Genomic DNA, 23,649 nt, shown 5'->3' with positions numbered 1-23,649 from the left:
TGGCCGAATATTCCTTCAAACAGTGCCTCCCATGCTGAAGAAGCTGTTCCAGTCATTACGTTCTCCCTCGCGTCGAACGCAACATAAACGCAGCACCCCTGAAGTGCTCAACAGCAGCCAACATTCGCTGCAAAAAGCCCAGTTCAGCCGGTATGCGGTCAACATCGTCGAACGCCTGCAGAACGCCGGCTACCAGGCCTACCTGGTCGGCGGTTGCGTGCGCGACATGCTGCTCAATATCACCCCCAAGGATTTCGACGTCGCCACCAGCGCCACACCGGAGCAGATCCGTGCCGAATTCCGCAACGCGCGGATCATCGGTCGCCGCTTCAAGCTGGTACATATCCACTTCGGCCGGGAAATCATCGAGGTCGCAACCTTTCGCGCCAACCACCCGCAGGACGAAGACGAGGACAGCAACCAGTCCTCGCGCAACGAAAGCGGGCGGATCCTGCGCGACAACGTCTACGGCACCCTCGAAGACGACGCCCAGCGCCGCGATTTCACCATCAACGCGCTGTATTACGATCCGGTCAGCGAACGCATCCTCGATTACGCCAATGGCGTGCACGATATCCGCAACCGCCTGATCCGCCTGATCGGCGATCCGACCCAGCGTTACCAGGAAGACCCGGTACGGATGCTGCGGGCCGTGCGTTTCGCCGCCAAGCTGGACTTCGGCATCGAGAAGCACACCGTCGCGCCGATTCGCAAACTGGCGCCGATGCTGCGCGAGATCCCCTCGGCGCGCCTGTTCGAAGAAGTGCTCAAGCTGTTCCTCTCGGGTTATGCCGCCGACACCTTCGAAATGCTGGTCGACCTCAAGCTGTTCGAACCGCTGTTCCCGGCCAGCTTCGAGGCCCTCGAACACAACCCGACCTACACCCATACGCTGATCAGCGAAGCCTTGATCAACACCGACCTGCGCATCCAGCAGAACAAGCCGGTGACCCCGGCGTTCCTGTTCGCCGCATTGCTCTGGCCGGCCTTGCCGGGCCGCGTATTGCGTTTGCAGGCGAAGGGCATGCCGCCGATTCCGGCGATGCAGGAAGCCGCCCACGAGTTGATCAGCGAACAATGCCAGCGGATTGCGATTCCGAAGCGCTTCACCCTGCCGATCCGCGAGATCTGGGACATGCAGGAACGCCTGCCACGGCGCAGCGGCAAGCGTGCCGACCTGCTGCTGGACAACCCGCGTTTCCGCGCCGGCTACGACTTCCTGCTGCTACGCGAAACCGCTGGCGAGCAGACCGATGGCCTGGGTGAATGGTGGACCGATTACCAGGATGCCAATGATGCCGGGCGGCGTGACATGATCCGCGACCTGGGCAGCAAGGACGACGCCACCGGCAGCGGTCCGCGTAAACGCCGGCGCAGCACGGCCGGCAAGCGCAAGCGCGCCGCGGGTACGGACGAGTAAGTCGATGGAACACGTGTATATCGGGCTGGGCAGTAATCTGGCGGACCCGGCGGAGCAATTGCGCAACGCCGTCCAGGCCCTGGGGCAACTGCCCGACACGGTGCTGGTAGGCGTTTCCGCGTTCTACCAGAGCGATTCGTTGCTGCCCGGCCAGCCGCGCTATACCAATGCCGTTGCCGCCCTCGACAGCGACCTCGCGCCCCTGGCGCTGCTGGATGCGCTGCAAGCCATCGAAATCGACCAGGGCCGTGAACGGCATGAGCGTTGGGGGCCACGCACCCTCGACCTGGATATCCTGTTGTTCGGTGAGCGCCTGATCGACGAGCCGCGCTTGAAAGTCCCGCATTACCATATGCAGGCCCGGGCGTTCGTGCTCTATCCGCTGGCGGAACTGGTACCGGCCGATTTGCAGCTGGCCGATGGCCGCAGCCTGAGGGCGCTACTGGCGGATTGCCCGTTCGTCGGCCTGGAGCGCCTTCCCCAGTAAGCACAAACCCTGTGGGAGACACACCGCCCCACGGGCGAAACACAAGACCTATGGGAGAGACACAAAACCTGTGGGAGAGACACAAAACCTGTGGGAGAGACACAAAACCTGTGGGAGAGACACAAAACCTGTGGGAGCGGAGCTGCGCTTCCACAAGAAGCCGGTGTCGCCAGCAAGGTTGCCTCCTGCCCCCCACTGCTGAATCGCATCAGTGATGCCGGTAACACTCACGGCGTAACATTGCGGTAACACACACGATTGACTTCCCCAGTTCTCCTCACGACTATAGGCGTCCCGTTGCCGCCCCTGCGGCGTTTGAAGGGCGCAATCCAGGCTTTGCAAGCACGACCCCAGAACGTGCGCCTGTATACACGACGAATCACGCGCGTTACTCGCAGTCATTTGCACGGCGCCTGAATGAGGACTTTTTCATGCCAGACATTACCCTGACCACCCTGCAAGGCCTCAAGCAAAAGGGTGAAAAAATCACCATGCTGACCTGCTACGACGCGACCTTCGCCCACGCCAGCTGCGCAGCCGGTGTCGAGGTGTTACTGATCGGCGATTCGCTGGGCATGGTTACCCAAGGGCATGACAGCACGTTGCCAGTCACCGTCGCCGACATCTGCTATCACACCGCCAGCGTCAAACGCGGCAACCAGGGCGCCTTCATCATTGCCGACCTGCCGTTCATGGCCTACGCCACCCTCGAGCAGACCTTTCACAACAGCGGCCTGCTGATGCAGGCCGGTGCGCATATGGTCAAGGTCGAAGGCGCCGCCTGGCTCGCCGAATCCATCCGCCAGTTGGCCGAACGCGGCGTCCCGGTGTGCGTGCACATGGGCCTGACCCCACAGTCGGTGAATCTCTTCGGCGGCTACAAGGTCCAGGGCCGCGGCGAAGCCCAGGCGCGGCAGATGCGCGCCGACGCCATCGCCCTGGAACAGGCCGGCGCGGCGATGATCCTGCTCGAATGCGTGCCGAGCGAGCTGGCCGCGGAAATCACCCAGGCGGTGAAAGTCCCGGTGATCGGCATCGGTGCCGGCAGCGCCACCGACGGTCAGGTCCTGGTCCTGCACGACATGCTCGGCCTGTCCATCAGCGGTCGCGTGCCCAAGTTCGTGAAGAACTTCATGGCCGGCCAGGACAGCCTGCATGGCGCCCTCAGCGCCTATGTCAGCGAAGTCAAGGCCGTCACTTTCCCTGGGATCGAACACGGATTCAGCGCATGAATACAGTCAAGACCGTTCGCGAACTGCGCGCCGCCGTGGCTCGCGCCCGCAGCGAGGGCAAACGCATCGGTTTCGTGCCGACCATGGGCAACCTGCATAGCGGCCACGCGGCCCTGGTGACCAAGGCCGCCCAGCGTGCCGACTTCGTGGTTGCGAGCATTTTCGTCAACCCGCTGCAATTCGGCGCCAACGAGGACCTCGACAAGTACCCGCGGACCCTCGCCGCCGATCAGGAAAAACTGCTCCAGGCCGGTTGCCATCTGCTGTTCGCCCCCAGCGTCGAGGAAATGTACCCCGGCGGCATGGGCGGCCAGACCCGTGTCAGCGTCCCGCAGCTTTCCGAAGGCCTGTGCGGCGCCAGCCGTCCCGGGCATTTCGAAGGCGTGGCGACGGTGGTCAGCAAGCTGTTCAACATGGTCCAGCCGGACCTGGCGGTGTTTGGTCAGAAGGACTTCCAGCAACTGGCGGTGATCCGCCAGTTGGTGCATGACCTGAACATGCCGATCCAGATCATCGGCGAACCGACCGTGCGCGCCACCGACGGCCTGGCGCTGTCCTCGCGTAACGGTTTCCTCAGCGAAGAACAACGAGCCAAGGCGCCGGCGCTGTATCGCAGCCTGAAGCAGATCGCCACGGCCATCGAACAAGGCGAACGCGACTACCCCAAGTTGCTGGCCGAGCAGAGCCGCCAGATCGAAAGCGCCGGTTTCCGGCCCGACTACCTGGAAATCCGCCACGCCCTGAACCTGCGCCCGGCGACAGCCGAGGACCGTGACCTGGTGATCCTGGTCGCCGCCTTCCTCGGCACCACCCGCCTGATCGACAACCTGCACCTGAACCTCGACAGTCCGGCCTGACAGCCCGATTGCCCGGCCCCACGGCTTCGGGCAAACTGCCGCGGCCCGGCGCCACGCAGCACAAATGCGTGGCGCCGCACGAGGATCCGACCAAGGAAACATCCCATGCACGCCATCATGCTCAAAGCCAAACTGCATCGCGCCGAAGTCACCCACGCGGTACTCGATTACGAAGGTTCCTGCGCCATCGACGGCGAGTGGCTGGACCTGGCCGGGATCCGTGAATACGAACAGATCCAGATCTACAACGTCGACAACGGTGAGCGCTTCACCACCTACGCCATTCGCGGCGAGGAAGGTTCGCGGATCATCTCGGTGAACGGCGCCGCCGCCCACAAGGCCGCTGTCGGCGACCGGGTGATCATCTGCGCCTACGCCCACTACAGCGAGGCCGAGCTGGTCAACTTCAAGCCACGCATGCTGTACATGGCCCCGGGCAACGAGCTGAGCCACACCAGCCAGTCGATTCCGGTGCAGCTCGCCTGATCGCCGTCCGACCGCCTGTGCGAAAACGCCTTTCGGCCCCGAGAGTGCGAAAAAGTACCGAGTAAAGGTCAGACAAAGCCAAGACAGATGCAGGCGCGAGCGGTACTGTAATCGCCCCTGCATCATTCAACCGTGCTGACGCAGGTTGCCGGACACTGCCACCGACAAAAGCAGGACGTTCCGGCGTTTCTGGTGTCCAAAAAGCCAAATGTCCAAAAGGCAGCTCTCGTAAAAGGAAACCCGCAGCGATGGCGTACTACCGCACTCCTCACGACGTGACCGCCCTGCCCGCTTGGCAGGCGTTGAACCAACACCGCGACAACATGCACGATTTCAGCATGCGCGAAGCTTTCAATGCCGATCCGCAGCGCTTCAATCAGTTCACCCTCAGCAGCTGCGGGTTGTTTCTCGACTATTCGAAGAACCTGATCACCCAGGAAACCCGCAACCTGCTGGTGGGCCTGGCCAATGAAGTCGACCTGCAAGGCGCGATCAAGTCGCTGTTTGCCGGTGAACTGGTCAACGCCTCCGAAGGTCGTCCGGCCCTGCACACCGCCCTGCGCCGTCCGGTTGGCGACAAGCTCTCGGTCAACGGCGTCAACGTGATGCCCGACGTGCACAAAGTGCTGAACCAGATGACCGAGCTGGTCGGGAAAATCCACGACGGCCTGTGGCGCGGCTACTCCGAGAAGCCGATCACCGACGTGGTGAATATCGGTATCGGTGGTTCGTTCCTGGGTCCGGAACTGGTTTCCGAGGCGTTGCTGTCCTACGCCCATAAAGGCGTACGCTGCCATTACCTGGCGAATATCGATGGCAGTGAGTTTCACGAGCTGTCCGCCAAGATCCGCGCCGAGACCACCCTGTTCATTGTCTCGTCGAAAACCTTCACCACCCTTGAAACCCTGAAGAACGCCCGTGCCGCACGTGACTGGTATCTGGCCCAGGGCGGCTCCGAAGCGGAGCTGTACAAGCACTTCATCGCGGTTTCGAGCAACAACGCCGCCGCCGTGGCCTTCGGCATCCGTGAAGAGAACATCTTCCCGATGTGGGACTGGGTCGGCGGGCGTTATTCGCTGTGGTCGGCCATCGGCTTGCCGATCGCCCTGGCCATCGGCATGTCGAACTTCAAGGAACTGCTGTCCGGTGCCTACACCATGGACCAGCATTTCCAGACCGCGCCGTTCGAACAGAACATGCCGGTGCTGCTGGCCCTGCTGGGTGTCTGGTACGGCAACTTCTGGGGCGCGCAAAGCCACGCGATCCTGCCGTACGACCACTACCTGCGCAACATCACCAAGCACCTGCAGCAATTGGACATGGAATCCAACGGCAAGAGCGTGCGCCAGGACGGCACGCCGGTGTCCACCGATACCGGTCCGGTGATCTGGGGCGGCGTCGGCTGCAACGGCCAGCATGCGTACCACCAATTGCTGCACCAGGGCACCCAGTTGATCCCGGCCGACTTTATCGTACCGATCGTCAGCTTCAACCCGGTCGCCGACCACCATCAATGGCTGTACGCCAACTGCCTGTCGCAAAGCCAGGCGCTGATGCTCGGCAAGACCCGTGGCGAAGCGGAAAGCGAGCTGCGTGACAAGGGCCTGAGCGAAGCCGAAGTGCAGAAACTGGCCCCGCACAAGGTGATCCCGGGCAACCGTCCGAGCAACACCCTGGTGGTCGAGCGCATCAGCCCGCGGCGTCTCGGCGCCCTGGTGGCGATGTACGAACACAAGGTCTTCGTGCAGAGCGTGATCTGGGGCATCAACGCCTTCGACCAATGGGGCGTGGAGTTGGGCAAGGAACTGGGCAAGGGCGTCTACAACCGCCTGACCGGTAACGAAGAGTCTTCGGCCGAAGATGCCTCGACCCAAGGGTTGATCAACTACTTCCGCGGCCGTCATCGCGGTTGATAGCGGCGTCCCGGGCAGGCCCATCTGCCCGGGACACCACTGAAGAAACCTGTGACACAGACCTGTGGGAGCGGAGCTTGCCCGCGAAGCTTTTAGCGTCCTTGAGGGCGCCTTCGCGGCGGTGCGGCGATCCGACAAGCTCCGCTCCCACAAGGATCTGCGTCGACCTTTTATCCGCTTGAACCCCAACGCAACAGGGTGCACCCTTGAGACTTGTCGTAGACAAGAACAAGGAATCGCCATGTTCGATCTTCGTACCTATCCCCAGGCCGACGCCGTGCGCCAAGCCGCGCAGTTGAGCCAGGACGACTACCGGCGTCTCTACCGCCAGTCCATCGACCAACCCGACACCTTCTGGGCCGAACAGGCCAAACGTTTTCTCGACTGGTCCACGCCCTGGGACAGCGTCCAGCACTGCGACCTGCATACCGGCCAGGCCAGCTGGTTCGCCGGCGGGCAACTGAATGTCAGCCACAACTGCATCGACCGCCATCTCGATACCCGTGGCGAGCAGATCGCCCTGATCTGGGAAGGCGACAATCCTCTCGAATCGGCGCAGATCACCTACCGCAAACTGCACCATAACGTCTGCCGGCTGGCCAATGTGCTCAAGGCCCGCGGCGTGAAGAAAGGCGACCGGGTGTGCATCTACATGCCGATGATTCCCGAAGCCACCTACGCCATGCTCGCCTGCGCCCGCCTCGGCGCCATTCACTCGGTGGTCTTCGGCGGTTTCTCCCCTGACGCCCTGCGCGACCGCATCCTCGATGCCGACTGCCGCACGCTGATCACCGCCGATGAGGGCGTGCGCGGCGGCAAATATGTGCCCCTCAAGCAGAATGTCGACCAGGCGCTGCTCAGTTGCCCGAATGTCAGCACCGTCTTGGTGGTGCAACGCACCCAGGCCGAAGTGAACTGGGTCGCGGACCGCGACTTCTGGTACCACGAAGCCCTGCATGGCATGAGCAGCGACTGCCCCTGCGAACCAATGGATGCCGAAGACCCGTTGTTCATCCTCTACACCTCCGGCAGTACCGGCAAACCCAAGGGCGTGCTACACAGCACCGGCGGCTATCTGTTGCAGGTCGCCATGACCTTCCAGTACGTGTTCGACTATCGCCCCGGCGAAGTCTTCTGGTGCACCGCCGATGTCGGCTGGGTCACCGGCCACAGCTATATCGTCTACGGCCCGCTGGCCAACGGCGCGACCAGCCTGATCTACGAAGGCGTGCCGAACTATCCGGACGCCTCGCGCTTCTGGCAGGTCATCGACAAGCACCAGGTGAATATCTTCTACACCGCGCCCACCGCCCTGCGCGCCTTGATGCGCGAAGGCCCGGCTGCGCTGGAAAATACCTCGCGGGCCAGCCTGCGCCTGCTCGGCAGTGTCGGCGAACCGATCAACCCGGAAGCCTGGGAATGGTATTTCAATGCCGTCGGCGAGCAGCGCTGCCCCATCGTCGACACCTGGTGGCAGACCGAGACCGGCGGCATCATGCTCACCCCGCTGATCGCCAACAGCCGGATCAAGCCCGGCTGCGCGACCCAGCCGATGTTCGGCGTGCTACCGGTCCTGCTGGATGAGCACGGCCAGGAAATCAGCGGTGCCGGCAGCGGCGTGCTGGCCCTGAAAAGCAGTTGGCCGGCGCAGATCCGCAGTGTCTACGGCGACCCACAGCGCATGCTCGAGACCTATTTCAAAGCCTACCCCGGTTACTATTTCACGGGTGACGGCGCCCGCCGCGACGAGGATGGCGACTACTGGATCACCGGCCGCATCGACGACGTGATCAACGTCTCCGGCCACCGCATTGGCACCGCCGAAGTGGAAAGCGCCCTGGTGCTGCATGACAGCGTCGCCGAAGCCGCCGTGGTCGGTTATCCCCATGACCTCAAGGGCCAGGGCCTGTATGCCTTCGTCACGCCCATGAAAGGCATAGACGCCGATGATGCACTGAAAAAAGCGTTGCTGGCCCTGGTCGGCAAGGAGATCGGCAGCTTTGCCAAGCCGGACCTGATCCAGTGGGCGCCGGCCTTGCCGAAAACCCGTTCGGGCAAGATCATGCGGCGCATCCTGCGCAAGATTGCCAGCAACGAACTGGACAGCCTGGGCGATACCTCGACCCTGGCCGACCCCAGCGTGGTCGACGGCCTGATCGAGCAGCGCCTGAATCCCTGAACCCGAGCGGTGAACACTGTTCACCGCCCTATTGACCGAGCCCACATGGAATTCCTTCGTAGTCGCATCGAAACCCAGATCATGAGCCTGACCGGCCTGTCCCTGGGCATGCTCGATCTGGAAAACCCCAAGGGCGATCCCGGCCTTTTCGGCCCGGACTCGGTGTGCTGGCAGGTGCATGGCGACTTCAGCAGCATGCTGATCGGCGGTATCAGCGCGCTGATGCTGCAAGCCTTGCACCCGCTGGCGCTGGCCGGGGTCTGGGACCATTCGAACTTTCGCCAGGACATGCTCGGGCGCTTGCGCCGCACCAGCCAGTTCATTGCCGGGACCACCTTCGGCTCGCGCAAGGACGCCGAATGGCTGATCGACAAGGTGCGCACCATTCACTTGCAGGTGGTCGGCACCGCGCCGGATGGTCGGCCCTACGCCGCCAGCGATCCGGAGCTGTTGACCTGGGTGCATGTGGCCGAGGTCAGCAGCTTTCTCAAGGCCCATCTGCGTTACCGCAATCCACAGCTGTCAGCGGCGGACCAGGATCGTTATTACGCGGAGGTCGCCCTGATCGCCGAACGCCTGGGCGCGCGGGACGTGCCGCGCTCGCGCCAGGCCATCGCCGAGTACCTGCAACGCATGCGCCCGCAACTGCTCTGCGATGCCCGCAGCCGCGAGGTGTTGCGCCTGCTGCTGGCCACCCCGGCGCCGAGCCGCCTGGCCCAGCCGTTCGGCAACCTGATGATGCAGGCCGGCATCGACCTGCTGCCGGACTGGGCCGGCGAGATGCTCGGCCAGTCGCAAAACCCGCTGCAACGCCAGGTCATCCGCGCCGGCGTCAAGCGCAGCGCACCGTTGTTGCGTTGGGCCATGCGCAACGGCTCCGCCCAGCGCGCCAAACGCCGCATGGGCCTGATCCCCTGAAGACTGGTAAACTCCCGCGCCAAATCCGACCCAAGGCGCCGTGCATGTCTTCCTTGAACCAGGCGCTGCGCGCCGCCCTCGATCATCGCCAGGACCTGCTGGCCGAGCTGCACAGCCAGGGCACCGATTGTTATCGCCTGTTCCATGGCAGCCAGGAAGGCGCCGGTGGCCTGACCATCGACCGCTACGGTCCACAGTTGATGGTGCAGACCTTCCATCAGACCCTGGAACGCGAAGACCTGCTCGCCCTGCACGCGACGATCAACCAGCACCTGGCGCTGGACACCCTGCTGGTCTACAACGACCGCTCCCGGGGCAACTCGCGCATCGATCGTGAAGACCCGGTCTATCGCGCCGACGAGGCGGCCCTCGCCGACCTGGTCGGTCATGAAGGCGGCCTGAACTACCGCGTCCGCGGCCGCCACGCCGGCCAGGACCCGTTGCTGTTCCTCGACCTGCGCAACGCTCGCGGCTGGGTTCGGCAACACAGTGCCGGCAAGCGCGTACTGAACCTCTTCGCCTACACCTGCGGCGTCGGTCTCAGCGCCGCGGCCGGCGGGGCCCGGGAGGTCTGTAACCTGGACTTCGCCGAAGGCAACCTCGCGGTCGGCCGGGAGAACGGCCAGCTCAACCCGCAGTTGCCGGAGATGGACTTTATCCAGTCCGACTACTTCCCCGCCATCCGCCAGCTCGCCGGCCTGCCCATCAGCCAGCGCCGCGGGCAGAAGCTGCCCAGCTACCAGCGCCTGGAACAACGCCAGTATGACCTGGTGCTGCTCGACCCGCCGGCCTGGGCCAAGAGCGCCTTCGGCACCGTCGACCTGCTGCGCGACTACCAGAGCCTGCTCAAGCCGGCCCTGCTGGCGACCGCCGACAATGGCGTGCTGATCTGCTGCAACAACCTGGCGAAAGTCAGCCTGGAAGACTGGCGCGAACAGGTCCTGCGCTGCGCGGAAAAAGCCGGGCGTCCGGTCCGCGAGTGGCAGGTGCTGGCCCCCGCCGCCGACTTCCCTTCCCGCGACCGACAACCGCCGCTGAAGACCCTGGTACTGCAGCTGTAGGAATGACTCGCAAACACCCATTATTCCGGCGCAACAAGGGGCTTGCTTCGGAACCGCAAACGCATGCCATACTCCAAGGCACCTCCGACTGAGAGAGACGACGACTCACATGCCCAAAGGATTGAAACGCGCCCTCGGCGCCTTGCTGACCGTCCTCGCGCTGTACAGCGTACTGGGATTCCTGATCATCCCCGGGGTTGGCCTGCGCATCGCCAACCAGCAACTGGCGAACTACGCCACGGTGCACGCCAGCCTGCAACGCCTGGAGTTCAATCCCTTCAGTCTGGAACTGACCCTGTGGGGCCTGAATATCGGTGAGCCGGGCAAGGAGCAGGTCGCCTTCGAGCGTCTCTACGTCAACCTGCAGATCGACAGTCTCTGGACCCACGCCCTGCACCTGGCCGATATCCAGCTGGACAAGCCCAACACCGAGGTGACATTCAACAAGGACGGCACCCTGAACCTCACCCAGCTGTTCAAGCTGCCGCCCAGCCAACCGACCCCGGCCGCGCCCAACAGCAAGCCGTTCCCGGTGCGCATCGACCAGATCGGACTGGCCGGCGGGCGCCTGCATTTCCAGGACCTGCGCCCCAGCGAACCGATCGAGTTCACTTATACCCCGATGGACCTGGCGCTGAAGAACCTCAGCACCCTGCCTGAAGACAACGCCGACATGACCCTGGTGGCCATCGGCGGCGAAGGCGGACGGATCGACTGGAAAGGTAACCTCAGCCTGGTACCCGTCACCTCCGAGGGCTCGCTCAAGGTCAGCGACAGCCAGATGAAAGCCTGGTGGCCCTATGTCCGCGATGCCCTGCCGCTGGTGTTGGAAGACGGTGTGATCAACCTCAGCACCGACTACAAGTTCAGCCTCGCCAAAGACACCGAGTTGCTGCTGAGCAACACCGCCGTCAGTGTCGCGCCCTTTGCCATGAAGGCCCCGGACGGACGCCCACTGGTACGCCTGGAGCGCCTCGACGTCAGCGAAACCAGCGTCGACCTGGGCAAACAGCAAGTGGTTGTCGGTAAGATCCGCAGCAACAAGCTTGAAACCTGGGCCGCCCGTGAGAAGGACGGGCAACTTGACTGGCAGAAACTCTTTGCCGAGCAACCGGCCAAACCGGCGCCCAAGGCAGCCCCTGCCGCCTCCGACAGCGCCAAGACCGAACCGCCGGCCCCGAGCAAACCCTGGCAGGTCCTGCTCAAGGATGTGCAACTGCGCGACTACCGCGTGCACCTGGCCGACCGCGCGCCGAAAACCCAGGTAGCCCTGGAGCTCGGTCCACTGAACCTGGACCTGGAGAACTTCGACAGCCTCAACCAGTCGCCCTTCACCCTCAAGCTCGATACCGGGCTGGGCAAGCAGGGCAAGATCCTCGCCAGCGGCGAAGTCAACCTGAGCCCGGTCAGCGCCAAGCTCAAGGTCAATACCCAGGACATCGACCTGCGGGTGGCCCAGGCCTATGTCGAGCCGTTCATTCGCCTGGAAGTGCGCAGCGGCATGCTCGGCAGCGACCTCGCGGTCAATCTGAAAAGCGTCGACCCGCTGGCCTTCAGCGTGATCGGCAAGGCCCAGGTCGACCAATTGCACACCCTCGACACCCTCAAGAGCCGCGACTTCGTGAAGTGGCAGAAACTGACGATCGATGGCCTGAGCTATCAGCACGGCGACAGCCTCTCGATCGACAAGGTCAACCTGCTGCAACCCTATGCACGCTTCATGATCAACGATGACCGTACCACCAACATCGATGACCTGCTGATCCCGCAACCGCCGGCGAGCAAGTCGACGGAAAAACCCAAGGCGCCCTCCACCGCATCGAGCAGCAAGCCGCTGGGCATCCACGTTGGCGGTATTGCCATCAATGACGGCTCGGCCAACTTTGCCGACTTCAGCCTGACCCCGCACTTCGCCACGGCGGTCCAACAGCTCAACGGCCAGATCGGCACCATCGACAGCCGCCAGCCGAAGCCGGCGGGCGTCGATATCCAGGGCAAGGTCGACCGCTACGCGCCCGTGACCATCAAGGGTGCGCTGAACCCGTTCGACCCGATGGCCAGCCTCGATATCGCCACCAGCTTCAAGCGCGTCGAGCTGACCACGCTGACCCCCTACTCCGGCAAGTTCGCCGGCTACCGCATCCGCAAGGGCCGGCTCAATCTCGACGTGCACTACCTGATCACCAAGGGCCAGCTGAAAGCCGAAAACAAGCTGGTGGTCGAACAACTGCAACTGGGTGAGAAGGTCGACAGCCCGGATGCCGTGGACCTGCCGATCAAGCTGGCGATTGCCCTGCTCAAGGACTCCGACGGCAAGATCTCCATCGAACTGCCGGTCAGCGGCGATCTCAACAACCCGCAGTTCAGCGTGATGCCGATCATCTGGCAGAGCCTGCGCAACCTGATCGTGCGGGCCGCCACCGCGCCCTTCAAGTTCATTGGCGGGCTGATCTCCGGCGGCGACGCCCAGGACCTGAGTAACGTGTCCTTTGCTCCCGGCTCCAGCGAGCTGAGCAATGACGCCCAGTCGTCCCTGACCAAGCTCGCGGCCGCGCTGAAGGAACGTCCCAACCTGCGCCTGGAGATCGAAGGCACTGCGGCCCAGAGCAGCGATGGCGCGTTGATCGCCCAGCAACGCCTGGATCGCGAATACCAGGCCACCTACTACAAGATGCTCCAGCGCCGCGGCGACAAGGTGCCGGCCCAGGAATCGATGATCCAGGTACCGGACGGTGAAAAAGCGCCGATGCTCGAAGGTATCTATCGCACCCTGCTCAAACAGCAACCGCCCGCCGAGTGGGCCAAGCTGGGTAGCGACGAACGTACCGCCAAGCTGAAGGCCGGGGTGATCAGCGCCTGGAGCGGCAATGAACCACTGCTGCGCAAGCTTGGCCAGGACCGCGCCAGCAGTATCAAGGACTTCCTCGTGGACAAGGGCCAGTTGGCCGATGATCGCGTGTACTTTATCGATGCCAATCTCGGCGACGCGCAGAGCGATGGCCGGGTCGTCACCCCGTTGCACCTGGATAGCGAGTAAGCATGTTCAAGCCGCTGATGTTCGGCCTGGCGCTGGCGTTGCTCGCCGGCCAGGCCCAGGCCGACACCTTGCGTTGTGGCAGCCAGTTGATCAGCGTCGGCGACCGCAAGTCGGAGGTGCTCGACAAATGCGGCGAGCCGCGCTCCCGGGACCTGGTGGGCTATCAGCGCAGCTTCGACCGACGCACCGAGGTGCAGATCGAAGAGTGGGTCTATCCCCAGAGTGGTGGCATGGTCCAGTACCTGCGTTTTGTTGGCGGGCGCCTGGAGCGCATCGACAGCAAGCGCGGTAACTGACCCACCTGTGGGAGCCGGCTTACCGACGATGAGGCCCTGGAGCCTTGTACCGCCTTCACGGACGCCATCGCTGGCATGCCAGCTTCCTGCAGGGGGCCGTGCAAGACATCAATTTCGTCCGCCCATAATAAAACAGGCCCCGACGCACTACGTCGGGGCCTGTGGTGGGTCACTTCCTGTGACCCATCACCTGGACCTCAAGACTCAACAAGCGTACTGCAACAGCACTTGCTTCACCCTAAAGCGGCTTCAAGCGAGATCCATGAGCGTTACTCGGTTTTCAGGCCAGCGGCCGAAACGTCTTTGACACCTTTGATGTTCTTGGTGATCTGGACTGCCAAGTCCTTCTGTTGGGGAGTCACTGGGGTCATGGACGACAGGGAAACCACACCTTTGTTGGTTTCAACCTTGATGTCAGTACCCGGGATACCTTTTTCGGTGACCAGATCAGCTTTGACCTTGGTGGTGATCCAGGTGTCGGAAGTCTCTTCCTTGACCTTGGTGACTTCACCGGCCGCGACAACCATCGGAGCTTGAGAAGTCGATTGGGCAGCGAATGCAGCATTGGCCAAGGTCAGGGTCAGAGCGGTGGCAGTGGCGGCAGCAATAGCGAACTTCTTCATACAAATAACTCCTGTTCTTCTGGAAAAGTCTGCGCCTTGGTCCTGGCGGCAGGGTTATCTGTAAGGTTGCAGGCGCTGTGCCAACCTTTTAAAGCGAAATAAATACATATAAATCAATGAGTTAAAATAATACCCGAACATCTGAATCGTGCAGAATGCATGACCGGCCGCCAAACTGCATGCAAGTTGCGGTTTTGCGCGACGAGCACCTTCTGCAATATCGGGCTTTTCCAGCGCCCATAAAAAAGCACCCCGAAGGGTGCTTTTTCTCAGCGTAAAGTCGAAGCGCGATTAAACGCCCGACGCCTTGGCTGCGGCAACGTCCTTGATGGACAGCTTGATACGGCCGCGGTTGTCCACGTCCAGTACCAGCACTTCCACTTCCTGGCCTTCTTTCAGGATGTCGGTGACTTTCTCTACGCGAGCGTCGCTCAGCATCGAGATGTGCACCAGACCGTCCTTGCCCGGCAGGATGTTGACGAATGCGCCGAAGTCGACGATGCGCTCAACCTTACCGACGTAGATCTTGCCGATTTCAGCTTCCGCGGTGATGCCCAGGACGCGCTGACGTGCTGCTTCAGCCGCTTCCTTGGTTTCGCCGAAGATCTTGATCGAGCCGTCGTCTTCGATGTCGATCGAAGCCTTGGTCTCTTCACAGATCGCACGAATGGTCGCACCGCCTTTACCGATGACATCACGGATTTTGTCGGTGTCGATTTTCATCGCGATCATGGTCGGAGCGTTTTCCGACAGTTCAGTACGCGACTGACCAATGATCTGGTTCATCTGGCCGAGGATGTTCAGGCGCGCTTCCAGGGCTTGGCCCAGGGCGATTTCCATGATCTCTTCGGTGATGCCCTTGATCTTGATGTCCATCTGCAGCGCAGTAACGCCTTTGGCGGTACCGGCTACTTTGAAGTCCATGTCGCCAAGGTGGTCTTCGTCACCCAGGATGTCGGTCAGGATGGCGAATTTCTCGCCTTCTTTCACCAGACCCATGGCGATACCGGCAACCGGTGCCTTCATCGGCACACCAGCATCCATCAGGGCCAGGGAAGCGCCACAGACCGAAGCCATGGAGCTCGAACCGTTGGATTCGGTGATTTCCGAGACCACACGGATGGTGTACGGGAATGTCGCGGCATCCGGCAGCATGGCCTGGACCGAACGACGGGCCAGACGACCGTGACCGATTTCACGACGACCAGCACCGCCCATGCGACCACACTCGCCGACCGAGAACGGTGGGAAGTTGTAGTGCAGCATGAAGGGGTCTTTTTTCTCGCCTTCCAGGGTGTCCAGCAGCTGGGCGTCACGCGCGGTACCCAGAGTGGCCACAACCAGGGCCTGGGTTTCGCCACGGGTGAACAGGGCCGAACCGTGGGTCTTCGGCAAGACACCGACTTCGATGTTCAGCGGACGTACGGTCTTGGTGTCGCGGCCGTCGATACGTGGCTTGCCGTTGACGATGTTTTCGCGAACGGTGCGGTATTCGATTTCGCCGAAAGCAGCTTTCACTTCGCTGGAAGAAGGCTGGCCTTCTTCACCGGACAGCTTGGCGACCACTTGGTCTTTCAGCTCGCCCAGACGCGCGTAACGGTCGGCCTTGACGGTGATGGTGTAAGCCTGGGAGATCGCGTCGCCGAACTCGGCACGGATCGCGCCCAGCAGGGCGGTGGCTTCAGGAGCGGCGGTCCAGGACCAGGTTGGCTTGGCAGCTTCGGCGGCCAGTTCTTTGACGGCCTGGATAACCACCTGGAATTCGTCGTGGGCGAACAGTACCGCGCCCAGCATCTGGTCTTCGGTCAGCTCTTTGGCTTCCGATTCAACCATCAGTACCGCTTCCGAGGTACCGGCAACGACCATGTCCAGGCTCGAGGCTTTCTGCTGCTCGTAAGTCGGGTTCAGCAGGTAGCCGGTGCTTTCGTGGAAAGCCACGCGCGCGGCGCCGATCGGGCCGTCGAACGGAATACCGGAGATGGCCAGGGCCGCCGAGGTACCGATCATCGCGGCGATATCCGGATCGGTCTTCTTGCTGGTGGAGACGACGGTGCAGACAACCTGCACTTCGTTCATGAAACCTTCAGGGAACAGCGGGCGGATCGGACGGTCGATCAGGCGCGAAGTCAGGGTTTCTTTTTCGGAAGGACGGCCTTCACGCTTGAAGAAGCCGCCAGGAATCTTGCCGGCAGCGTAGGTTTTTTCCTGGTAGTGCACGGACAGCGGGAAGAAGCCTTTGCTTGGATCCGCTTGCTTGGCACCGACAACGGTCACCAATACGCTGACGTCGTCGTCAACGGTGACCAATACTGCGCCGGAGGCCTGACGGGCGATACGGCCTGTCTCGAGGGTAACGGTCGACTGACCGAACTGGAATTTTTTGATGACCGGGTTCACGGTGTCCTACCTTCTTTTGTGGCTCTTGGGGAACTTGTCTTCTTGCGAAATTCTTGGGCAACACCGGGAATCGGCCCGACGGTCATTGTCCAGATAAAGCGGGTACTCAGATAAAACTAGAGGCTGGGAGCTTGCCATGCGCCAGCGGGAAACCCGCTGACGCACAGCAAACAACCAACCTCATAGCGCAATCGCTGATTAGCGACGCAGACCCAGGCGACCGATCAGAGCGCTGTAACGGCTCACGTCTTTGCCTTTCAGGTAGTCCAGCAGCTTACGACGCTGGTTAACCATGCGGATCAGACCACGACGGGAGTGGTGGTCTTTACCGTTGGCCTTGAAGTGACCTTGCAGTTTGTTGATGTTGGCGGTCAGCAGTGCAACTTGCACTTCTGGCGAACCAGTATCACCAACGGCTTGCTGGTAGTCGGTAACGATTTGAGCTTTTTCTTCAACGCTGAGAGCCATGAGGCAATCCTTTTATCAAGAAACTGTTTCAGAAAAACAGTTTCAACAGGCCAGGGACAGATCCCTGTATCTATAAATGAGCAGTGACCGTGCCTGTTGACAGCCACCCTCTCCAGCCTGCGGTGACACAGGCTGGTTTCCGGTCATTCTGACCGAATCAGTCGACGCGGCGCGATGCGCCCGTCTTCGCTCACTTCACCGATACCGATAAAGCGACCGTTATGATCTTGTACCCGCACCATGCCGAACTTCGGCGCGTCCGGGGCACGTACCGGTTGGCCGTTAAGCCAATAAAACGCACTGTGCTCGGAAAAGTGCAGCAGCGGCCAGTCTAGCAGACCGCTGTCCGAGGGCATGAGGAAGCGGTCGACCGCCTCGTTGCCGCCTTCGGCATGCACCGCCTCGAGCTCTTCGAGCGTGACGGTCTGGGCCAGAGTGAAGGGGCCGGCCTGGGTCCGTCGCAATTCAGCCACGTACGCACCACAACCGAGCTTCTCACCGATATCCTCCACCAGGGTGCGAATATAGGTGCCCTTGCTGCAGTCCACCACCAGTCGGGCAGTATCACCCTCGCAGGCGAGCAATTCCAAGCGCGCAATAGTAACAGAACGCGGTTCGCGCTCCACTACTTCCCCGGCACGGGCCAGCTTGTACAACGGCTGTCCGTCACGCTTGAGCGCCGAGTACATCGGCGGTATCTGACTGATTTGACCGCGAAATTCCGGCAACACCGCCTCGATATCGGCACGACCAACGGTCACCGGGCGCGTCTGCAAAACCTCGCCTTCGGCGTCTGCGGTGGTGGTGGTCTTGCCCAATTGCGCCAGGGTTTCATAACCCTTGTCGGAATCAAGCAGGTATTGCGAGAACTTGGTGGCCTCGCCGAAGCACAGTGGCAGCACGCCGGTAGCCAACGGATCGAGGCTGCCGGTGTGACCGGCCTTCTCGGCGTTGAGCAACCAGCGGACCTTCTGCAAGGCGGCGTTGGAGGTGAACCCCAACGGCTTGTCCAGCAGAATGATGCCGCTGACATTACGACGGATACGCTTGACCTGAGCCACCGGTTACTCCCGACCGTCTTCTGGAAGGTTGTCTTCTGGAGCAGCTTCGCCAAGGTGCTGATTGTCTTCAGCCACGGCGCGCTCGATCAACGCGGACAAGTGAGCACCACGCACGACACTCTCATCGTAGTGGAAGTGCAACTGCGGCACGCTGCGCAACTTCATTTCACGGGCCAACTGCATGCGCAGGAAGCCAGCGGCGGCATTGAGCACCTTGATGCTCTGCGCGATGTCCTCGGCACTGTCCTGGCCCATCACGGTGATGAAGATCTTCGCGTGACCGACGTCACGGCTGACGTCGACGGCGGTAATGGTCACCAGGCCGACGCGCGGGTCTTTGACTTCACGACGGATCAGCTGCGCGAGCTCACGCTGCATCTGGTCGCCGATGCGTTGGGTACGGCTGTATTCTTTTGCCATGTCTTGTTACCTGTAGCTGCCCTGCGGTGAAACCCGCAAGGTCTGAAAGCGGCAAACGCCCGGCCTGGCAGAAGCCGGACCGGGCGTTGCGTTTAGAGTCCTGACACTGTGCCGCGCATTTGCATGCGGCGGCTCAGCGTGGCCCTTGAAGTGCGCGAGTCAGAGGCTGCGAGCAACCTGAACCTTCTCGTAGACTTCGATCTTGTCACCGACTTTGACGTCGTTGTAGCTCTTCACGCCGATACCGCATTCCATGCCGGCACGGACTTCGGAAGCGTCATCCTTGAAGCGGCGCAGGGATTCCAGCTCGCCTTCGAAGATCACGATGTCCTCACGCAGTACGCGGATCGGACGGTTACGGTGAACAACACCTTCGATCACCATGCAACCGGCGATCGCGCCAAATTTCGGCGAGCGGAACACGTCGCGAACTTCGGCGGTACCCAGGATGTTCTCCCGGACATCGCTGCCCAGCATACCGGTCAACGCTTTCTTGACGTCTTCGATGATGTCGTAGATCACGTTGTAGTAACGCATATCCAAGCCTTCCTGCTCGACGATCTTCCGTGCGCCAGCATCGGCACGCACGTTGAAGCCGAACAGTACAGCGCTGGAGGCCAGTGCCAGGTTGGCGTCGGACTCGGTGATACCACCGACACCGCCACCGACAACACGCACTTGCACTTCGTCGTTACCCAGGCCGTTCAAGGCGCCGTTCAACGCTTCCAGCGAACCACGGACGTCGGATTTGAGGACGATGTTAAGCGTCTTCTTCTCTTCCTGACCCATGTTCTCGAAGATGTTTTCCAGCTTGCCAGCGTGGGCGCGGGCCAGTTTGACTTCGCGGAACTTGCCTTGACGGAACAGAGCCACTTCACGGGCTTTCTTCTCGTCGGCAACAACGCTCATCTCGTCGCCAGCGTCCGGGGTACCGTCCAGGCCGAGGATCTCGACCGGAATGGAAGGACCGGCTTCCTTGATCGACTTGCCGTTCTCGTCGAGCATGGCCCGTACACGGCCATAGTTCGAACCGACCAGGACCATGTCGCCTTGGCGCAGGGTACCGTCTTGGACCAGAACGGTAGCCACCGGGCCACGACCTTTGTCCAGACGCGATTCAACCACGACACCACGACCAGGAGCCGAAGGCGTTGCTTTCAGTTCCAGGACTTCGGCTTGCAGCAGGACGGCTTCGAGCAACTCGTCGACACCAGTACCGACTTTCGCCGAAACCGAGACGAACGGGGTGTCGCCGCCCCACTCTTCCGAGGTCACGCCGTGAACCGACAGTTCGCTACGGATGCGATCGAGATCGGCGCCCGGCTTGTCGATCTTGTTCACCGCAACCACCAGTGGAACACCGGCCGCCTTGGCGTGCTGGACAGCTTCAATGGTCTGCGGCATCACGCCGTCGTCCGCTGCAACCACCAGGATCACGATGTCAGTGGCCTTGGCACCACGGGCACGCATCGCGGTAAACGCGGCGTGACCCGGGGTGTCGAGGAACGTGACCATGCCGCGATCGGTTTCAACGTGGTACGCACCGATGTGCTGGGTGATACCACCGGCTTCGCCAGCCGCCACCTTGGCACGACGGATGTAGTCGAGCAGCGAGGTCTTACCGTGGTCGACGTGGCCCATAACGGTCACAACCGGTGCACGGGAGAACGCTTCACCTTCGAACTTCAGGGACTCGGCCAGGGAATCTTCCAGGGCGGTGTCGCTGACCAGGGTCACTTTGTGGCCCAGTTCTTCAGCAACCAGCTGGGCAGTTTCCTGGTCCAGTACCTGGTTGATGGTGGCTGGCGTACCCAGCTTGAACATGAACTTGATGATTTCGGCAGCCTTGACCGACATCTGCTGGGCGAGATCGCCGACAGTGATGGTCTCGCCGATCTTCACTTCACGCACGATAGGGCCGGTAGGGCTCTGGAAACCGTGGGCGTTGCGCTTTTTCAGCTTGGCCTTGCCGCGACCGCCACGACGGAAACCGTCGCTTTCTTCGTCGGTAGTGCGCGGAGCCACACGTGGCGCCGGCGCCTTTTCCTTGACCGAAGCACGATGCGGAGCGTTTTTGCGCTCGCCATCAGCTCCGCCGCTACGACGATTGTTATCGTCGGCACGTGGTTTGTCTGGACGACGCGGCTCTTCGCGCTTGCGCTCGACGGCCGGTGCAGGAGCGGCCGCCGCAGCTTCGCGGACAGGCTCGGCAGCGACAACAGGTGCCTGGGCAACAGCGTCGACCACCGCAGCATTCCCCGGAGCAGCAGCAGGCTGGCGGCGCGCTTCTTCTTCGGCGCGACGCTTGGCTTCTTCTTCAGCCTTTTGACGGGCCGCATTCTCTACGGCACGACGTTCTTCCAGCTCACGCTTGCGCTCGGCTTCGATTTCTTCCGGGCTGCGCTGTACGAAGACTTTCTTCTTGCGCACTTCAACGCTGATGCTTTTGCTACCGGCAACACGCAGGGTGCTGGTGGTCTTGCGCTGCAAGGTAATCTTGCGCGGCTCTTCCACTTTCGCCTTGTGGCTGCTTTTCAGGTGAGTCAGCAGCGATTGCTTCTCACTGTCGGTCACATGTTCCTCGGCGGCGGTGTGCGGCAGACCTGCCTCACGCATCTGCTGCAACAGGCGCTCTACCGGTGTTTTGACCTCATCGGCCAGTTGTTTCACCGTGACTTGCGTCATGCACTTCTCTCCTCAGGCCGCGCCTAATTACTCGAACCAATGGGCTCGGGCGGCCATGATCAACTTGCCGGCACGATCATCGTCAATGCCGTCGATGTCGAGCAGGTCGTCAATAGACTGCTCGGCCAGGTCTTCGCGGGTAATTACGCCGCGCACCGCCAGTTCCATCGCCAAATCCTTGTCCATACCCTCAAGCGAGAGCAGGTCTTCGGCCGGATGGGCGTCTGCCAGCTTTTCCTCAGTAGCGATGGCTTTAGTCAACAAACGATCCTTGGCCCGAGCGCGAAGCTCGTTGACGGTGTCTTCGTCAAAGCCATCGATGTTGAGCATTTCTTCCAACGGTACGTAGGCAATCTCTTCCAGGCTGGTAAAGCCTTCATCAACCAGTACCTGCGCCAGATCTTCGTCGACTTCCAGCTCGTCGATGAAGTTGCGCAGAATGTCACCGGTCTCTGCTTGCTGCTTAGCCTGGATGTCCGATTCGGTCATCACGTTCAGGGTCCAGCCGGTCAACTGGCTGGCCAGACGCACGTTCTGACCACCGCGACCAATGGCCTGAGCCAGATTGTCTGCGCCGACGGCGATGTCCATCGCGTGGGCATCCTCGTCAACGATAATTGCCGCGACTTCCGCCGGCGACATGGCGTTGATCACGAACTGCGCCGGGTTGTCGTCCCACAGGACGATGTCCACGCGCTCGCCACCCAACTCGCCGGAAACGGCCTGGACACGCGAACCGCGCATACCAATGCACGCGCCTTGCGGGTCGATGCGTTTGTCCTTGGAGCGGACCGCGATCTTGGCGCGCGAACCCGGGTCACGGGAGGCGGCCATCACTTCGATCAGGCCTTCGGCGATCTCCGGCACTTCGATACGGAACAGCTCGATCAGCATTTCCGGCGCGGTACGCGACAGGATCAACTGCGGGCCGCGGTTCTCGGTGCGGATTTCCTTGAGCAGGGCGCGCACGCGCACGCCGACGCGGAAAGTCTCGCGGGAAATGATGTCTTCGCGGGCCAGCAGGGCTTCGGCGTTGTTGCCCAGGTCAACGATGACGTTGTCACGGGTGACTTTCTTCACGGTGCCGGAGATGATTTCCCCCAGGCGCTCGCGATAGGCGTCGACGACCTGTGCACGCTCGGCTTCGCGAACCTTCTGCACAATGACTTGCTTGGCGGTCTGAGCGGCGATGCGACCGAATTCGATGGACTCGATCTTGTCTTCGACGACGTCGCCGACTTTGGCACCTGGGTGGGTCTCCGCAACCTTGCTCGGCCAGGTCTCGATCGCCGGATCATCAAGATCGGCTTCCTCGACGACTGTCCAGCGACGGAAAGTCTCATAGGCACCGGTGTGGCGGTTGATTTCCACACGCAGGTCAACTTCGTCTTCAAAGCGCTTCTTGGTAGCGGTCGCCAGAGCAATCTCCAGCGCCTCAAAAATCACGCTTGCCGGTACACCCTTTTCGTTGGATACCGACTCAACAACCAGCAATACTTCTTTGCTCATCGTACGCCTCGCCTTTCGCAAGCCATTGGATCCGCGGGATCCGCGTCTCAGTCAAAACTGGGAATAATGTTGGCCTTGTCGATCAAATCGATCGGCAACAGGAACTCATGGTCTTCCACCTGCACCACGACATCCTGTTCTTCCACTCCGCGCAGAAGGCCCTGAAAATTACGTCGACCTTCGAAAGGCGAGCGCAACTTTATCTTCACTTGTTCGCCGGCATGCGAGGCAAACTGTTCAAGGGTGAACAGCGGGCGTTCCATGCCAGGAGAGGAAACCTCAAGGGTGTATTCACTGGTGATGGGGTCTTCGACGTCCAGGACACCACTGATCTGGCGGCTGACGATGGCACAGTCGTCCACCAGCACACCGCCTTCTTTATCGATATAAACGCGCAACACGGAATGGCGACCTTGAGCCGAATACTCAATACCCCAGCATTCATAGCCAAGGGCCACGACCACCGGGGCCAACAAGGCCTGCAACTGTTCTAGCTTGCTCGACACCTGAACCCCCTCGTGCATCTCTGTGCATGCAATAGAAATAAACAAAAAATGGGCGAATCGCCCATCCCTGAAACGCCGTCGAACAGCGGCGTCA

Annotated in this window: 19 protein-coding genes; 11 read left to right on the top strand and 8 right to left on the bottom strand. The window is 61.6% G+C overall.

All coding sequences use genetic code 11. The annotated features are described in order from the left end of the window. Positions 1-31 precede the first annotated feature (31 nt). The 11 genes from AC07T0_RS12225 (at position 32) to AC07T0_RS12175 (ending at position 13,886) form a co-directional block, all read left to right on the top strand. Entirely contained in the window at positions 32-1,420 is a 1,389-nt protein-coding gene (locus AC07T0_RS12225; RefSeq protein WP_495001411.1) for a polynucleotide adenylyltransferase PcnB, read from the top strand. Positions 1,421-1,424: 4 nt separating this feature from the next. Next, positions 1,425-1,907: a 2-amino-4-hydroxy-6-hydroxymethyldihydropteridine diphosphokinase gene (gene folK / locus AC07T0_RS12220; protein ID WP_495001410.1), complete on the top strand. Its 483-nt coding sequence runs from the start codon at positions 1,425-1,427 to the stop codon at positions 1,905-1,907. Between the two features lie 431 nt (positions 1,908-2,338). Further along, the gene (panB, locus tag AC07T0_RS12215; RefSeq protein ID WP_495001409.1) at positions 2,339-3,139 is read left to right on the top strand and encodes a 3-methyl-2-oxobutanoate hydroxymethyltransferase; all 801 of its coding nucleotides are present in this window, start codon (positions 2,339-2,341) and stop codon (positions 3,137-3,139) included. Continuing rightward, entirely contained in the window at positions 3,136-3,996 is an 861-nt protein-coding gene (gene panC / locus AC07T0_RS12210) for a pantoate--beta-alanine ligase (RefSeq protein ID WP_495001408.1), read from the top strand. The genes panB and panC overlap by 4 nt, the downstream gene beginning before the upstream one ends. 105 nt (positions 3,997-4,101) lie before the next feature. Then, the gene (gene panD / locus AC07T0_RS12205; protein ID WP_495001407.1) at positions 4,102-4,482 is read left to right on the top strand and encodes an aspartate 1-decarboxylase; all 381 of its coding nucleotides are present in this window, start codon (positions 4,102-4,104) and stop codon (positions 4,480-4,482) included. A gap of 248 nt (positions 4,483-4,730) precedes the next feature. Then, entirely contained in the window at positions 4,731-6,395 is a 1,665-nt protein-coding gene (gene pgi / locus AC07T0_RS12200) for a glucose-6-phosphate isomerase (protein WP_495001406.1), read from the top strand. A 241-nt stretch (positions 6,396-6,636) separates the two neighbouring features. Next, positions 6,637-8,574: an acetate--CoA ligase gene (acs, locus tag AC07T0_RS12195; protein ID WP_495001405.1), complete on the top strand. Its 1,938-nt coding sequence runs from the start codon at positions 6,637-6,639 to the stop codon at positions 8,572-8,574. Between the two features lie 45 nt (positions 8,575-8,619). Beyond that, a complete protein-coding gene (locus AC07T0_RS12190) occupies positions 8,620-9,492 on the top strand; it encodes an oxygenase MpaB family protein (RefSeq protein WP_495001404.1) in 873 nt (290 codons plus the stop codon). A 44-nt stretch (positions 9,493-9,536) separates the two neighbouring features. After that, the gene (locus AC07T0_RS12185) at positions 9,537-10,553 is read left to right on the top strand and encodes a class I SAM-dependent rRNA methyltransferase (protein ID WP_495001403.1); all 1,017 of its coding nucleotides are present in this window, start codon (positions 9,537-9,539) and stop codon (positions 10,551-10,553) included. A 109-nt stretch (positions 10,554-10,662) separates the two neighbouring features. Beyond that, a complete protein-coding gene (locus AC07T0_RS12180) occupies positions 10,663-13,590 on the top strand; it encodes a DUF748 domain-containing protein (protein ID WP_495001402.1) in 2,928 nt (975 codons plus the stop codon). Between the two features lie 2 nt (positions 13,591-13,592). Further along, entirely contained in the window at positions 13,593-13,886 is a 294-nt protein-coding gene (locus AC07T0_RS12175) for a DUF2845 domain-containing protein (protein ID WP_495001401.1), read from the top strand. A 269-nt stretch (positions 13,887-14,155) separates the two neighbouring features. Here the strand turns inward: AC07T0_RS12175 and AC07T0_RS12170 are convergent, their stop codons facing one another. From AC07T0_RS12170 to rimP, 8 genes are all read right to left on the bottom strand, one after another. Then, entirely contained in the window at positions 14,156-14,509 is a 354-nt protein-coding gene (locus AC07T0_RS12170; RefSeq protein WP_495001400.1) for a BON domain-containing protein, read from the bottom strand. Between the two features lie 291 nt (positions 14,510-14,800). Then, positions 14,801-16,906 (bottom strand): polyribonucleotide nucleotidyltransferase, encoded by a 2,106-nt coding sequence (pnp, locus tag AC07T0_RS12165; protein ID WP_495001399.1) that lies wholly within the window; start codon positions 16,904-16,906, stop codon positions 14,801-14,803. Positions 16,907-17,104: 198 nt separating this feature from the next. Continuing rightward, positions 17,105-17,374: a 30S ribosomal protein S15 gene (rpsO, locus tag AC07T0_RS12160; RefSeq protein WP_002555121.1), complete on the bottom strand. Its 270-nt coding sequence runs from the start codon at positions 17,372-17,374 to the stop codon at positions 17,105-17,107. A 143-nt stretch (positions 17,375-17,517) separates the two neighbouring features. Next, positions 17,518-18,435 (bottom strand): tRNA pseudouridine(55) synthase TruB, encoded by a 918-nt coding sequence (gene truB / locus AC07T0_RS12155; RefSeq protein WP_495001398.1) that lies wholly within the window; start codon positions 18,433-18,435, stop codon positions 17,518-17,520. A gap of 3 nt (positions 18,436-18,438) precedes the next feature. Continuing rightward, positions 18,439-18,855 (bottom strand): 30S ribosome-binding factor RbfA, encoded by a 417-nt coding sequence (rbfA, locus tag AC07T0_RS12150; protein ID WP_495001397.1) that lies wholly within the window; start codon positions 18,853-18,855, stop codon positions 18,439-18,441. A 159-nt stretch (positions 18,856-19,014) separates the two neighbouring features. Beyond that, positions 19,015-21,540 carry a translation initiation factor IF-2 gene (gene infB / locus AC07T0_RS12145; protein ID WP_495001396.1) on the bottom strand — a complete coding sequence of 842 codons (2,526 nt, stop codon included), beginning with the start codon at positions 21,538-21,540 and terminating at the stop codon, positions 19,015-19,017. 27 nt (positions 21,541-21,567) lie between these two features. Further along, a complete protein-coding gene (gene nusA, locus AC07T0_RS12140) occupies positions 21,568-23,049 on the bottom strand; it encodes a transcription termination factor NusA (protein ID WP_100939596.1) in 1,482 nt (493 codons plus the stop codon). Between the two features lie 47 nt (positions 23,050-23,096). Further along, positions 23,097-23,555, bottom strand: a complete 459-nt coding sequence (gene rimP, locus AC07T0_RS12135; RefSeq protein ID WP_495001441.1) for a ribosome maturation factor RimP — start codon at positions 23,553-23,555, stop codon at positions 23,097-23,099. Between the last annotated feature and the right edge of the window lie 94 nt (positions 23,556-23,649).

Source organism: Pseudomonas sp. GW821-FHT04D07 (genome assembly GCF_059420225.1).
Note: the sequence above shows the minus strand (reverse complement) of the source record. Positions and strands in the feature narration are given on the sequence as shown.

What these genes read in the sequence shown, in the direction of transcription:
- nusA (WP_100939596.1), bottom strand. Translation starts at nt 23,049, where the DNA reads ATGAGCAAAGAAGTATTGCTGGTTGTTGAGTCGGTATCCAACGAAAAG.
- panD (WP_495001407.1), top strand. Translation starts at nt 4,102, where the DNA reads ATGCACGCCATCATGCTCAAAGCCAAACTGCATCGCGCCGAAGTCACC.
- rpsO (WP_002555121.1), bottom strand. Translation starts at nt 17,374, where the DNA reads ATGGCTCTCAGCGTTGAAGAAAAAGCTCAAATCGTTACCGACTACCAG.
- AC07T0_RS12185 (WP_495001403.1), top strand. Translation starts at nt 9,537, where the DNA reads ATGTCTTCCTTGAACCAGGCGCTGCGCGCCGCCCTCGATCATCGCCAG.
- AC07T0_RS12180 (WP_495001402.1), top strand. Translation starts at nt 10,663, where the DNA reads ATGCCCAAAGGATTGAAACGCGCCCTCGGCGCCTTGCTGACCGTCCTC.
- rbfA (WP_495001397.1), bottom strand. Translation starts at nt 18,855, where the DNA reads ATGGCAAAAGAATACAGCCGTACCCAACGCATCGGCGACCAGATGCAG.
- pgi (WP_495001406.1), top strand. Translation starts at nt 4,731, where the DNA reads ATGGCGTACTACCGCACTCCTCACGACGTGACCGCCCTGCCCGCTTGG.
- AC07T0_RS12175 (WP_495001401.1), top strand. Translation starts at nt 13,593, where the DNA reads ATGTTCAAGCCGCTGATGTTCGGCCTGGCGCTGGCGTTGCTCGCCGGC.
- folK (WP_495001410.1), top strand. Translation starts at nt 1,425, where the DNA reads ATGGAACACGTGTATATCGGGCTGGGCAGTAATCTGGCGGACCCGGCG.
- acs (WP_495001405.1), top strand. Translation starts at nt 6,637, where the DNA reads ATGTTCGATCTTCGTACCTATCCCCAGGCCGACGCCGTGCGCCAAGCC.
- AC07T0_RS12170 (WP_495001400.1), bottom strand. Translation starts at nt 14,509, where the DNA reads ATGAAGAAGTTCGCTATTGCTGCCGCCACTGCCACCGCTCTGACCCTG.
- infB (WP_495001396.1), bottom strand. Translation starts at nt 21,540, where the DNA reads ATGACGCAAGTCACGGTGAAACAACTGGCCGATGAGGTCAAAACACCG.
- panB (WP_495001409.1), top strand. Translation starts at nt 2,339, where the DNA reads ATGCCAGACATTACCCTGACCACCCTGCAAGGCCTCAAGCAAAAGGGT.
- AC07T0_RS12225 (WP_495001411.1), top strand. Translation starts at nt 32, where the DNA reads ATGCTGAAGAAGCTGTTCCAGTCATTACGTTCTCCCTCGCGTCGAACG.
- AC07T0_RS12190 (WP_495001404.1), top strand. Translation starts at nt 8,620, where the DNA reads ATGGAATTCCTTCGTAGTCGCATCGAAACCCAGATCATGAGCCTGACC.
- panC (WP_495001408.1), top strand. Translation starts at nt 3,136, where the DNA reads ATGAATACAGTCAAGACCGTTCGCGAACTGCGCGCCGCCGTGGCTCGC.